Annotated in this window: 11 protein-coding genes; 7 read left to right on the top strand and 4 right to left on the bottom strand. The window is 62.7% G+C overall.

The window, feature by feature from the left end; all coding sequences use genetic code 11:
* Window positions 1-178: 178 nt before the first annotated feature.
* The gene (hslO, locus tag CF161_RS27035; protein WP_020299816.1) at window positions 179-1,081 is read right to left on the bottom strand and encodes an Hsp33 family molecular chaperone HslO; all 903 of its coding nucleotides are present in this window, start codon (window positions 1,079-1,081) and stop codon (window positions 179-181) included.
* A 102-nt stretch (window positions 1,082-1,183) separates the two neighbouring features.
* On the opposite strand from hslO, the gene CF161_RS27030 reads away from it, so the two are divergent.
* Window positions 1,184-1,984 (top strand): phosphatase PAP2 family protein, encoded by an 801-nt coding sequence (locus CF161_RS27030; RefSeq protein WP_020299815.1) that lies wholly within the window; start codon window positions 1,184-1,186, stop codon window positions 1,982-1,984.
* Window positions 1,985-2,056: 72 nt separating this feature from the next.
* Here CF161_RS27030 and CF161_RS27025 read toward each other — a convergent pair whose 3' ends face one another.
* On the bottom strand, window positions 2,057-2,461 hold the full coding sequence (locus CF161_RS27025; protein WP_020299814.1) for an RNA-binding S4 domain-containing protein: 405 nt from the start codon (window positions 2,459-2,461) through the stop codon (window positions 2,057-2,059).
* A 115-nt stretch (window positions 2,462-2,576) separates the two neighbouring features.
* Between CF161_RS27025 and CF161_RS27020 the strand changes: the two genes are divergently transcribed.
* From CF161_RS27020 to rimK, 3 genes are all read left to right on the top strand, one after another.
* Window positions 2,577-3,356 carry an EAL domain-containing protein gene (locus tag CF161_RS27020; protein ID WP_020299813.1) on the top strand — a complete coding sequence of 260 codons (780 nt, stop codon included), beginning with the start codon at window positions 2,577-2,579 and terminating at the stop codon, window positions 3,354-3,356.
* Window positions 3,357-3,437: 81 nt separating this feature from the next.
* Entirely contained in the window at window positions 3,438-3,854 is a 417-nt protein-coding gene (locus CF161_RS27015) for an ATP-dependent zinc protease (RefSeq protein WP_371106556.1), read from the top strand.
* A complete protein-coding gene (rimK, locus tag CF161_RS27010) occupies window positions 3,851-4,756 on the top strand; it encodes a 30S ribosomal protein S6--L-glutamate ligase (RefSeq protein ID WP_007972871.1) in 906 nt (301 codons plus the stop codon). The genes CF161_RS27015 and rimK overlap by 4 nt, the downstream gene beginning before the upstream one ends.
* A 71-nt stretch (window positions 4,757-4,827) precedes the next feature.
* Here the strand turns inward: rimK and CF161_RS27005 are convergent, their stop codons facing one another.
* Entirely contained in the window at window positions 4,828-6,141 is a 1,314-nt protein-coding gene (locus tag CF161_RS27005; RefSeq protein WP_020299811.1) for an ATP-binding protein, read from the bottom strand.
* Window positions 6,142-6,245: 104 nt separating this feature from the next.
* The gene (gene ompR / locus CF161_RS27000) at window positions 6,246-6,986 is read right to left on the bottom strand and encodes a two-component system response regulator OmpR (RefSeq protein ID WP_020299810.1); all 741 of its coding nucleotides are present in this window, start codon (window positions 6,984-6,986) and stop codon (window positions 6,246-6,248) included.
* Window positions 6,987-7,345: 359 nt separating this feature from the next.
* On the opposite strand from ompR, the gene CF161_RS26995 reads away from it, so the two are divergent.
* The 3 genes from CF161_RS26995 (at window position 7,346) to gshA (ending at window position 11,851) form a co-directional block, all read left to right on the top strand.
* Window positions 7,346-9,670, top strand: coding sequence for a Tex family protein (locus CF161_RS26995; protein ID WP_020299809.1), 2,325 nt, complete (start codon window positions 7,346-7,348; stop codon window positions 9,668-9,670).
* Entirely contained in the window at window positions 9,670-10,053 is a 384-nt protein-coding gene (locus CF161_RS26990; RefSeq protein WP_020299808.1) for a PaaI family thioesterase, read from the top strand. Before CF161_RS26995 ends, CF161_RS26990 begins: the two co-directional genes overlap by 1 nt.
* Before the next feature lie 214 nt (window positions 10,054-10,267).
* Window positions 10,268-11,851 carry a glutamate--cysteine ligase gene (gshA, locus tag CF161_RS26985; protein WP_020299807.1) on the top strand — a complete coding sequence of 528 codons (1,584 nt, stop codon included), beginning with the start codon at window positions 10,268-10,270 and terminating at the stop codon, window positions 11,849-11,851.
* Window positions 11,852-11,918 lie beyond the last annotated feature (67 nt).

Below are 11,918 nucleotides of genomic sequence, written 5' to 3'. Positions count from 1 at the left end.
AGGTTCCCCGTCGGCCAGTGGCCGAGTGCTCCAAACGTTTTGTAGTAGAAAGTCGTGCACTACTACCGCGAAAAAAGTGGGCCGGATTATGCCAGAAAAGCCCAAAAAGAGTAGGGCCCTCCCGTCAGAACGGCGTTATTCCGGCACTTGCCAGGTAATTTACCTGCGCTGAATCGTTTTAGTGACGAGTATCTGACGGCGTGTCGACACCCGCTCCGGCAAACAATTGAGCGATATCGGTGGCATCGAACAGGTAGCGTTCGTTGCAGAACTGGCAATCGATCTCGATGTGGCCGCCATGTTCGATGACCAGTTGCTTGGCATCTTCCAGACCCAAACTGACCAGTGCATTGCCCGAACGTTCGCGCGAGCAGCTGCAGCGAAAACGCAGCGACTGCACGTCGAACAGGCGCACGGCCTCTTCGTGATACAGGCGATGCAGCACGGTTTCGTTATCCAGGCTGAGCAACTCGTCGGCGGTCAGGGTGCTGGCCAGGGCGGTGATGTGCTGCCAGCTGGCGTCGCGTTCTTCCTGGTCGCGCAGGCGGTCGGCGGGCAATTGCTGCAGCAGCAGGCCGCGGGCGCGGCGGCCGTCGGCGTACAGCCAGAAACGGGTGCCAACCTGCTGCGACATCACGAAGTAGTTGGTGAAGCATTCCGACAGGGTCGCACCGTCCAGGTCGACGATGCCCTGGTAGCGCTGGCCCTGAGTCGGGTCGACGGTCAGGGCCAGGACGCCGTTGGGCATCAGGTCGGCCAGGGTGGCATCAGGGGCAATCTGCGCCGCGTCATAGCGGGCCAGGCCACGGATTTCACGGTCGCTGGAGCACTCGATCATCAGCAGCGGAACCGGGCCCTCGGAGCGTGCTTGCAGGATCAGCAAGCCGTCGAACTTCAAGGTGCCGACCAGCAGCGCGGCGGCCGCCATCAGCTCGCCAAGCAACTGTGCAACCGGCTCGGGATAGGCGTGTTTGGCAAGGACTTCGGCGTAGCTGAGTTCCAGGCCCACGAGCTCGCCGCGGGTGTCGCTGTCATCGAAGATGAAGCGTTGGGTGAAGTCGGTATCCGGCAAATCAGTCATAGGTCTGGGTATCTGAAGTGATGACAAAATGTGTACAAGCATCGAAAATCAGTTTTTTCGCACCGTTATGGTGCGCGTATTTTCGCTTGCTGGAGGCATTTTATGAACAATCCGGGTCTGTTCCAAGCAAGGTGGAACCTCGGCAGATTGGCTGTGTGTAATTTACTCCCTTTGGCCCTGCTGGGTTTCTGGTTGTGGCCGACCGGGCAAATGCTCTGTGTGATGTTCGACGAATGGCTGTTTCATCTGCTCAATTCCCCCTTGGCGACACACCCGACCTGGCTGCATATCTGGGCCGTGGCCAGCCTGCGCCCGTTCGATGCGGTGGTCGGGGTGATTCTGCTGAGCCTGTTGATTCGCGGTGACTGGGTGTTCAAGGCCAGCGACGTGCGCCGGGCGTTCTTCGGTTTTGTCTCGATCCTGGTGCTGATGCTGGTGATTCGCGTGCTGTTTTCAAAATTCGCCGCCTTCATGGGCTGGCAACATCAAAGCCCGTCGATGGTGATCGACGGCGCGGTGCACATGAGCGAGTACTTCCCCGGGCTGGAAAGAACCTGGGAACTCAAGGACCGTTCCAGCCAGAGCTTCCCCGGCGATCATGCCTCGGTGCTGCTGATCTGGGCGATGTTCATGGGGTTGTTCAGCCGCAGCCTGGGACAGTGCGTGGTGGTCTGGGGCCTGGCGCTGCTGTTCATGATGCCGCGCCTGGTGGCGGGCGCCCATTGGGGGCAGGACGATTACATCGGCGGCGTGCTCCTGGCAATCTGGGCCCTGGGCTGGGGTTACTACACGCCGTATGCGGCCAAGGCCTCGGACCTGCTGCTGCGCCTGACCGCGCCGCTGTTCAACCTGCTGGAGCGGATGCCGCTTGTATCGCGGCTGAGCGTGGTTCGGCTGCGCTGAGGCGGTAACGGCGTCAGGCCGGTGGCGTGGCGAGGGAGCAAGCTCCCTCGCCATGCGGCGGTCGCCGGACAATCATTCGTGGCTGCTGCCGTGAAACTTGAACAGGTCCCGGCGCTGCTTCTTGCTCGGCTTGCCGTCGGTGCTGACGCCCAGGGCGCCAGCCTTGCGCAGGGCGGCGGCGCCTTCGCGCTTGGCGATGCTGGCTTCGGTTTCCGCGTACAGGGCCTGCGCCTCGGGCGCGCCACGGCGCACGATGGATAACGCCAGGACCACCACGGTGCGCTCGTCGAAACCGGCGCGGATCTGAAACTCATCGCCGATTCGCGGCTCTTTGCCAGGCTTGCAACGCTCCCCCCGGTGATGCACCTTGCCGCTCTCGATCGCCGCCTTGGCCAGGGCGCGAGTCTTGAAGAACCGCGCCGCCCACAACCACTTATCGAGACGGACCTTGTCGTCCTCTTCCTGCTTTTGAGCCACTGGAATTCCCCTCTCTGAAAAATGTCGCAACTGTACTACTTGATTGCAGGGGCGCATAAACCCCGTGCCTCACCTAAAATACCCCAGGTTTGCACCTGACCAGCGAGGAGTCCTTGTGACTGATTTCCCCACATCATTGACCTCGCCCAAGACCCGCTGCGAAGGTTGCCAGCAAAGCCAGCCGCTGGACTTTGACTTTGCCTTCGCCTATCAACCCATCGTCGATCTGCGCGACCGCTCGATTTTCGCCCACGAAGCCCTGGTACGCGGGGTCCAGGGCGAAGGCGCGCTGACGGTGCTGAGCCAGGTCAACGACAGCAATCGCTATCGCTTCGACCAGCGCTGCCGCACCCAGGCAATTGCCGGCGCGGCACAACTGGGGATGCAGAGTCACCTGTCGATCAACTTCATGCCCAACGCGGTGTACCGTCCCGAGTTGTGTATTCGCACCACCCTGGAGGCTGCCCGCCAGCACAACTTCCCGCTGGATCGGCTGATTTTCGAGACCCTGGAAAGTGAGCACGTAGATAACTATCGCCATTTGACCAATATTCTGCGTGAATACCGCGAATTCGGCTTCAAGACCGCCATCGACGACTTCGGCTCCGGCTATTCGGGGCTGAACCTGCTGGCCGATTTCCAACCTGACCTGATCAAACTCGACATGGCGTTGATTCGCGATGTCGACCGTGACCGCGTCCGGCAGGCCATCGTTCGAGGGATTGTCACAATCTGTGCGGAATTGGGCATTACAGTCATCGCCGAAGGCATTGAAAGTGCCGGTGAACGGGACTTTCTCGCCGACTGCGGAATTTTTCTGATGCAGGGCTACTGGTTCGCCAAGCCTGCATTCAAAGCATTGGCCGAGGTTCCTCCCGAGGCCTGGAAAGCGTAATCGCTGGTTACCATTTTGAAGACATTTGACCATTTGACCGTCGTGGGTTTGCGCGAGTGGGTGGCGCTTCCCGATTTGGGAGTGGCCGGCCTGCGCGCCAAGATCGACACCGGCGCCAGCACCTCCAGCCTGCATGCCACCGAGATCGAGCCATTCGAGCGCGACGGTGAGCGCTGGGTACGCTTCAACGCGCACCTGGGCAGCGTGGTGCAACTGCGACATCGGCGCTGTGAAGCGCCGCTGGTGGCGATGAAGACCATCAAGAGCTCCAACGGCCAGGCCCAGGTGCGTTATGTGATCAGCACCACCCTGGCCCTGGGCGATCGAGTCTGGCGGGTCGAGTTCACCCTCGCCTGCCGCAAGTCCATGCGTTACCGCTTGTTGCTGGGATCCAAAGCCCTGATCGACGGCCAGTTGGTGGTCAATCCAGGGATCAAATACGTTCAAGACAAGCCGGTGTTCCCGGTGTCCACTACCTCTGCCACAGGTGTTGCATGAAGATCGCTGTGCTGTCGCGTAACCCGCGTCTGTATTCCACTCGTCGTCTGGTCGAAGCCGGCACCGAGCGTGGCCATGAAATGGTGGTGGTCGATACCCTGCGCGCCTACATGAATATCGCCAGCCACAAGCCGCAGATCCACTACCGCGGCAAGCCGCTGGAGGGCTTCGATGCGGTGATCCCGCGGATTGGCGCCTCGGTGACGTTCTATGGCTGCGCGGTGCTGCGCCAGTTCGAAATGATGGGGGTGTTCCCCCTCAACGAGTCGGTGGCGATTGCCCGCTCGCGGGACAAACTGCGCTCGCTGCAATTGCTGTCGCGCCGAGGCATCGGCTTGCCGGTGACCGGCTTTGCTCACTCACCGGACGACATCCCCGACCTGATCGAAATGGTCAACGGCGCGCCTCTGGTGATCAAGGTGCTGGAAGGCACCCAGGGCATCGGCGTGGTCCTGTGCGAAACCGCCACCGCAGCGGAATCGGTGATCGAGGCCTTTATGGGCCTGAAGCAGAACATCATGGTCCAGGAGTACATCAAGGAAGCCGGCGGTGCCGATATTCGCTGCTTCGTGGTCGGCGACAAGGTGATTGCCGCCATGAAGCGCCAGGCCAAGCCCGGCGAATTTCGCTCCAACCTGCACCGTGGCGGCAGCGCCAGCCTGATCAAGATCACCCCCGAGGAACGCATGACCGCCCTGCGCGCCGCCAAGGTCATGGGGCTGGCGGTGGCCGGCGTGGACATCCTGCGTTCGAACCACGGGCCGCTGGTGATGGAAGTCAATTCCTCGCCGGGCCTGGAAGGCATCGAGACCACCACCGGCAAGAACGTGGCGGGGATCATCATCGAGCACCTGGAAAAGAACGGCGGGCCGAACATGACCCGCACCAAAGGCAAGGGATAGGAGCAACTACAAGCGGCGAGCTACAAGCGGCAAGTGAAGAGCCGCTCTACTCTTGCCGCTTGCAACAACCTTTAATCCGCATCCCGGGGGAGCAGCAGGCCTAGAGGAAGGCGTACTCGTGCTTCCAGGCCACCACCGGCGCGGTTGCGCAGCTCGACATTGCCGCCGTGCATCGAGGCGATGCGCTTGACGATCGCCAGCCCGAGGCCGGTGCCCTTGCCGCCACGGGCACGGTCGCCGCGGGTGAAGGGGTTGAAGATCGCCTCCAGCTCCGAAGGGTCGATCCCGGCCCCACGGTCCATCACGCTCAGCACCACGTACGGCGCGTTGGTGTCGCCGGACACATAGGCCGCCACTTCCACTTCGGTGCCGGCGTGATTCAGCGCGTTACCGATCAGGTTATTGAGCAGGCGCTTCATCGACACCCGACGCAGCGGGAACGGCTGGATCGGCTCCAGGCGCAGATGCACCCGCTCTTCGTTCTGGTTGTAGGGCGCTGCCACTTCACGCACCAGGTCGCTCAGGTCGACCTCTTCCACCGACTCGTCACGCCCGTCCCGGATAAACGCCAGGAACTGATCGAGAATCGCGTCCATGTCCTCGATGTCGCGCACCATGTCGTCGCTCAGGTCGCTGTGGTTGCCCATCAGCTCCAGGGACAGGCGCAAGCGCGTCAGCGGGGTGCGCAGGTCATGGGAGACCCCGGCCAGCATCAGCTCGCGCTCACGTCCGGCCTGCTCCACATCCTCGGCCATCTGATTGAAGGCGCGGTAGACCTCGGTCATCTCGCTCGGCGTATCGCTGATCGGCAGGCGCACGCTGCGCCCCTGCCCCAGTTGCCGGGCGGCATACACCAGGCGCTTGAGCGGCTGGTTGAGCTGGCTGACGAAAATCCAGGCCGACGCGGTGGATAACAGGCCGATGGCAAGGAACCAGCCCAGCACGCTCCAGATCTTCTGCCCGCGCAACGGGTGCGGGTACAGCGGCACTTTCAGCCAGCCGTCTCCCAGGCTCGGTGCCCGGACCCAGAGGGCGGGAGGTGCATGCATGCGCAACCGCACTTCGGTGTCGGCGCCCAGCTCGGCCTGCATCTGCCGCTGGTAGATCTCGCTGTAGGGCCAGTGCTGTTCGCCGGCCGGCACGCCGCTGCCGACCACCTTGATCAACCCGGCGGCTTCGGCGATCTGGTCGCGGTTGAATTCATCGGCGGCCCAATAGGCGCGCAGGGTCAGGGCCACGCCGTGGCTGTACTGGCGGTCCACCAGCACGTCCTCGTTCATCAGCAGATAAACCAGGGTCAGGGCCTTGGAGAACAGCACCACGATCAGCACCAGCCACAGGGTGCGGGAGAAGAAGCTTTGCGGGAACCACAGCGGGGTTTTCATAACAGCCCATACACACTTTGCAGGAGCGAGTCGCACTCGCAGCGTTGCGGAATGCGAACGCCCGGGCGTTGATGGCCCGGGCGTTCGCTCCTACAAATCACCGATCACTTGGTCGCAGTGCCATCCGGCACAAACACATAACCCACGCCCCAGACGGTCTGGATGTAACGCGGCTTGGAAGGATCGGGCTCGATCATCCGCCGCAGGCGGGAGATCTGTACGTCGATGGAGCGCTCCAGGGCGTCCCATTCACGGCCACGGGCCAGGTTCATCAGCTTGTCGCGGGTCAGCGGTTGGCGGGCGTTCATCACCAGCGCCTTGAGTACCGCGAACTCACCGGTGGTGAGCATGTGCACTTCTTCGCCGCGCTTGAGTTCGCGGGTCGCCAGGGACAGTTCGTAGTCACCGAAGGTCACGCTTTCGTCTTCGCTGCCCGGGGCCCCTGGCACCGGCGCCGATTGGCGACGCAGCACGGCCTTGACCCGCGCCATCAGTTCGTCCGGGTTGAAGGGCTTGGCCAGGTAGTCGTCGGCCCCCAGTTCCAGGCCCTTGATGCGGCTCAGCTCGTCGCCCTTGGCGGTGAGCATGATGATCGGGATCTGGTTGTTGGCGTTGCGCAGGCGGCGGCAAGCGGTCAGGCCGTCTTCGCCAGGCAGCATCAGGTCCAGGACCACCAGGTTGAAGACCTCGCGGCCCAGCAGGCGGTCCATTTGTTCGGTGTTGGGTACTGCGCGGGCACGGTAGCCCTTGCTGACGAAGAAACGCTCCAGCAGGCTGCTCAGCCCGGGGTCGTCGTCAACAATAAGAATTTTTTCGCCTTCAGCAGTTTGTGCAGTGCTGCTCATTGGATGCTCCTCTAATCTCGGTGCGCATTATGGCGTAGCTGCCGTTATACGCACCGTGTGCATTGTTAGCAGATTTTTCCTCGGTCGCCAGCAAACCCGCCGTCGGCCGGCGCCGCGCACTACCCCGGAACAGCAGAACGCTGGTTATAATGCGCCGCCTTTTGTGTCGGGCATTATCTGATCGTTATGCCAATGGCCGCTTTTTTATTTTTCATGGCCGGCAGTAATTTTTCGATTTCGCGGGTCAACAGGCTGCCTGTTGACCCAGGTGGCGGCGCTGGTCAGGCCGCTCAACCAGGCTCGCCGGGCCCATCAATCCGCGCCTGCGAGCCTGCTTTCACAATTTGTCAGGTGGTTTTATGGACAGCATCAACAGCCGCATCGCCGAGGAACTCGGCGTACGCCCACAACAGGTCGAAGCGGCCGTCGCTCTATTGGATGAAGGCTCCACCGTGCCCTTCATCTCCCGCTACCGGAAAGAAATCACCGGCAGCCTCGATGACACCCAGCTGCGTCATCTGGAAGAGCGCCTGCGCTACCTGCGAGAGCTCGACGAACGGCGGATCAGCATCCTCGCCAGCATCGAAGAGCAAGGCAAGCTGACCCCGGAACTGGCCCGCGACATCAAGCTGGCCGACACCAAGACCCGCCTCGAAGACCTTTACCTGCCGTATAAGCAGAAGCGCCGCACCAAGGGCCAGATCGCCCTGGAAGCCGGCCTCGGCGAGCTGGCGGACGGGCTGTTCAACGACCCGAGCCTGGCCCCGGAAACCGAAGCCGCACGCTTTGTCGACGCCGAAAAAGGCGTGGCTGACGTCAAGGCTGCCCTCGAAGGCGCCAAATACATCCTCATGGAACGCTTCGCCGAAGACGCGGGCCTGTTGGACAAACTGCGCAGCTACCTGAAGCAGGAAGCCACCCTCAGTGCCCGCGTGATCGCCGGCAAGGAAGAGGAAGGCGCCAAGTTCCGCGACTACTTCGAACACGACGAACCCCTGAAAAGCATGCCGTCGCACCGCGCCCTGGCGATTTTCCGTGGCCGCAACGAAGGCATCCTCAGCTCCGCGCTGAAAGTCGGCGACGAACTGCCGGGCACCATGCACCCGTGCGAAGGCATGATCGGCCAGCAGTTCGGCATCCAGAACCAGAATCGCCCGGCCGACAAATGGCTGGGTGAAGTGGTGCGCTGGACCTGGAAGGTCAAGCTCTACACCCACCTCGAGACCGACCTCTTGGGCGAGCTGCGCGATGGTGCGGAAACCGAGGCGATCAACGTATTCGCCCACAACCTGCACGACCTGCTGCTGTCCGCCCCGGCCGGCCCGCGCGCCACTCTGGGCCTCGACCCGGGCCTGCGTACCGGCTGCAAGGTGGCGGTGGTGGATGCCACCGGCAAGCTGCTGGACCACGCCACGGTCTACCCCCACGTGCCGCACAACAAGTGGGACCAGACCATCGCCGTGCTGGCCGCCCTGTGCGCCAAGCATTCGGTGGACCTGATCGCCATCGGCAACGGCACTGCCAGCCGTGAAACCGACAAACTGGCTGCCGAACTGATCAAAAAATACCCAGCCATGAAGATGACCAAGGTCATGGTCTCCGAAGCCGGCGCCTCGGTGTACTCGGCCTCGGAACTGGCCGCCCGCGAGTTCCCGGACCTGGACGTGACCATCCGTGGCGCGGTGTCCATTGCCCGCCGCCTGCAGGATCCGCTGGCCGAACTGGTGAAGATCGACCCGAAATCCATCGGTGTCGGCCAGTACCAGCACGATGTGTCGCAGCTGAAACTGGCACGCGGCCTGGACGCCGTGGTCGAGGACTGCGTGAACGCCGTGGGCGTCGACGTCAACACTGCCTCCGTGGCCCTGCTGGCACGGATCTCCGGCCTCAACGCAACCCTGGCGCAGAACATCGTCAGCCACCGCGACGAGAACGGCGCATTCAAGACCCGCGCCGCGCTGAAGAAAGTCGCACGCCTGGGTGAAAAAACCTTCGAACAGGCCGCCGGCTTCCTGCGCGTGATGAACGGCGACAACCCGCTGGACGCCTCGGCGGTGCACCCTGAGGCCTATCCGCTGGTGCAACGGATCGCTGCCGAGACCGACCGCGATATTCGCTCGCTGATCGGCGACAGCGCCTTCCTCAAGCGCCTGGACCCGAAGAAATTCACCGACGAGACCTTCGGTTTGCCGACCGTCACCGACATCCTCCAGGAACTGGACAAGCCGGGCCGCGACCCGCGTCCCGAGTTCAAGACCGCCGAGTTCCAGGAAGGCGTCGAAGACCTCAAGGACCTGCAACTGGGGATGATCCTCGAAGGCGTGGTGACCAACGTCACCAACTTCGGCGCCTTCGTCGACATCGGCGTCCACCAGGACGGCCTGGTGCACATCTCGGCGCTGTCCGAGAAGTTCATCAAGGACCCGCGTGAAGCGGTCAAGGCGGGTGATGTGGTCAAGGTCAAGGTCATGGAAGTCGACATTCCGCGCAAACGCGTGGGCCTGTCGATGCGCATGAGCGACACCCCGGGCGAGAAAATCGACGGTGCCCGTGGCTCGCGCCCGGGTTCGGCACCGCGCCAGTCGCAAAACAGTGCGCCGCGCAAGGAGACCACCACCGCAGCCCCGGCCAACAACGCCATGGCCTCGCTGTTCGCCAACGCCAAACAGTTGAAGAAACGCTGATGGAAATCCCCGCCGGCCTGACCGAAAGCGCCTTTTTCCAGCTGCTGGGCTGTCGCTTGCAGCGCCTGGAAGTCGGTGAAGCCGACGTTGCCCTGGCGCTGACGCCTGAACTGCGCAATCGCGGGCAGAAGCTGCACGGCGGGGCGATTTTCAGCCTGGTGGACATCGCCATGGGCCTGGCTTGCTCCAGCACCCACGGCTTCGACCAGCAGAGCGCGACCATCGAGTGCAAGATCAACTACATCCGTGCGGTGGCCGAGGGCGAGGTGTTGTGTCGCGCCCGGGTCATCCATCCCGGCCGCCGGACCCTGGTGGTCGAGGCGGATGTGGTGCAAGGCGACAAACTGGTCGCAAAAGCACAAGGCACCTTCGCCGTCCTATAGCTGCCTGCCATCAAATTGGGTTAATTTCGGCGCTGCGAAAGCGGCGTCGGAATTTTTTCCCGGCGCCAGAGCCAGATTCAAGGATGGAGTGTTGGCGTTTCCAGATGAGCCCATGGGCTTACGAACAAGGCGAAAACGCCAGTTTTAACTTCACCCTTGTAGACCGTCCTGCCCACCCCCATATTGGGGCGACTGACGCGTGAAGGAATCCAACTTGAGCGAACTTCTCAACCGCCGCCTGGCTCTGCTCGGCGAGCGCGCTAACCTATCCCTGCTCGAGCAGTGCCTGCACGGCATCGAACGTGAATGCCTGCGTGTGACCGGCGAAGGCCGCCTGGCACAGACTCCGCACCCGGAGGAACTGGGTTCCGCGCTGACCAACGAACAGATCACCACCGACTATTCCGAGTCGCTGCTGGAGTTCATCACTCCCGCGCTGCCCGATCCGGCAGACACCCTCAGCAGCCTCGACAAGATTCACCGCTTTGCCTACAGCAAGCTCGGCAACGAGTACCTGTGGAGTCCATCGATGCCGTGCCCGTTGCCGGCCGAGGAAGATATTCCGATCGCCTACTACGGCACCTCCAACATCGGCCAGCTCAAGTACGTGTATCGCAAGGGCCTGGCCCTGCGCTACGGCAAGACCATGCAATGCATTGCCGGGATCCACTACAACTTCTCGCTGCCGGAAAAACTCTGGCCGCTGCTCAAGGAAGCCGAAGGTTTTGTCGGCACCGATCGCGACTACCAGTCCACCGCCTATATCGCGCTGATCCGCAACTTCCGCCGCTACAGCTGGCTGCTGATGTACCTGTTCGGCGCCTCGCCGGCGCTGGACGCAGGCTTCCTGCGCGGGCGCTCGCACCAGCTTGAACAGCTGGACCCGGAGACCCTGTACCTGCCCTACGCCACCAGCCTGCGCATGAGCGACCTGGGTTACCAGAGCAATGCCCAGGCCGGCCTGACGCCCTGCTACAACGACCTGGCCAGCTACACCGACAGCCTGCGCGAGGCCGTGGCCACGCCCTACGCGCCCTATGTGGCGGTCGGCACCCACAAGGATGGCGAGTGGGTACAGCTCAACACCAACATCCTGCAGATCGAAAACGAGTACTACTCCAACATCCGCCCCAAGCGCGTGACCTACACCGGCGAACGGCCGATCCAGGCGCTGATGGCCCGTGGCATCCAGTACGTTGAAGTGCGCTGCCTGGACATCAACCCATTCCTGCCCATGGGCATCGACCTGCAGGAAGCCCGCTTCCTCGACGCCTTCCTCTTGTACTGCGCCCTGAGCGACAGCCCGCTGTTCGAGAACAACGAGTGCGGCAATGCCACCTCGAACTTCCTCAGCGTGGTCAAGGAAGGCCGGCGCCCGGGCCTGCAATTGCAGCGCAAGGGCCAGGCCGTGGACATGAAGGAATGGGCCGCCCAGTTGCTGGAGCAGATCGCGCCACTGGCCGCCCTGCTCGACCAGAGCCATGGCGACGACGCCCACAGCAAGGCCCTGGATGCGCAACTGGCCAAGGTCAAGGATTCGTCCCGGACCCCATCGGCCCAGGTGCTGGCGGCCATGCAGGAACGCAAGGAGAGCTTTACCCAGTTCTCCCTACGCCAGAGCCAGGCCCACGCCGAGTTCTTCCGCAGCCCGGGGCTGGACAAGGAAGAGCAGGCAGCGTTTGAAGAAGCGGCGCGCAAATCCCTGGCGCAACAGGCTGAGCTGGAGCAGAACGAAGTCGGTGATTTCGATGTGTTCGTGGGTTCCTACCAGGCCAGCATCCTGGCTATCAGCAACTGAAAGCGTGGCGAGGGAGCCTGCTCCCTCGCCACAACAGCCTGCGGGCCAGGCCCGCGTACTTCCCTCA

The sequence above is a fragment of the Pseudomonas sp. CF161 genome (assembly GCF_000416215.1).
GTDB lineage: Bacteria > Pseudomonadota > Gammaproteobacteria > Pseudomonadales > Pseudomonadaceae > Aquipseudomonas.
This window is presented reverse-complemented; position numbering and strand designations above follow the sequence as displayed.

Coding starts and splice junctions, on each gene's coding strand:
- hslO (WP_020299816.1), bottom strand. CDS start 1,081: ATGACTGATTTGCCGGATACCGACTTCACCCAACGCTTCATCTTCGAT.
- CF161_RS27030 (WP_020299815.1), top strand. CDS start 1,184: ATGAACAATCCGGGTCTGTTCCAAGCAAGGTGGAACCTCGGCAGATTG.
- rimK (WP_007972871.1), top strand. CDS start 3,851: ATGAAGATCGCTGTGCTGTCGCGTAACCCGCGTCTGTATTCCACTCGT.
- CF161_RS27005 (WP_020299811.1), bottom strand. CDS start 6,141: ATGAAAACCCCGCTGTGGTTCCCGCAAAGCTTCTTCTCCCGCACCCTG.
- ompR (WP_020299810.1), bottom strand. CDS start 6,986: ATGAGCAGCACTGCACAAACTGCTGAAGGCGAAAAAATTCTTATTGTT.
- CF161_RS26995 (WP_020299809.1), top strand. CDS start 7,346: ATGGACAGCATCAACAGCCGCATCGCCGAGGAACTCGGCGTACGCCCA.
- CF161_RS26990 (WP_020299808.1), top strand. CDS start 9,670: ATGGAAATCCCCGCCGGCCTGACCGAAAGCGCCTTTTTCCAGCTGCTG.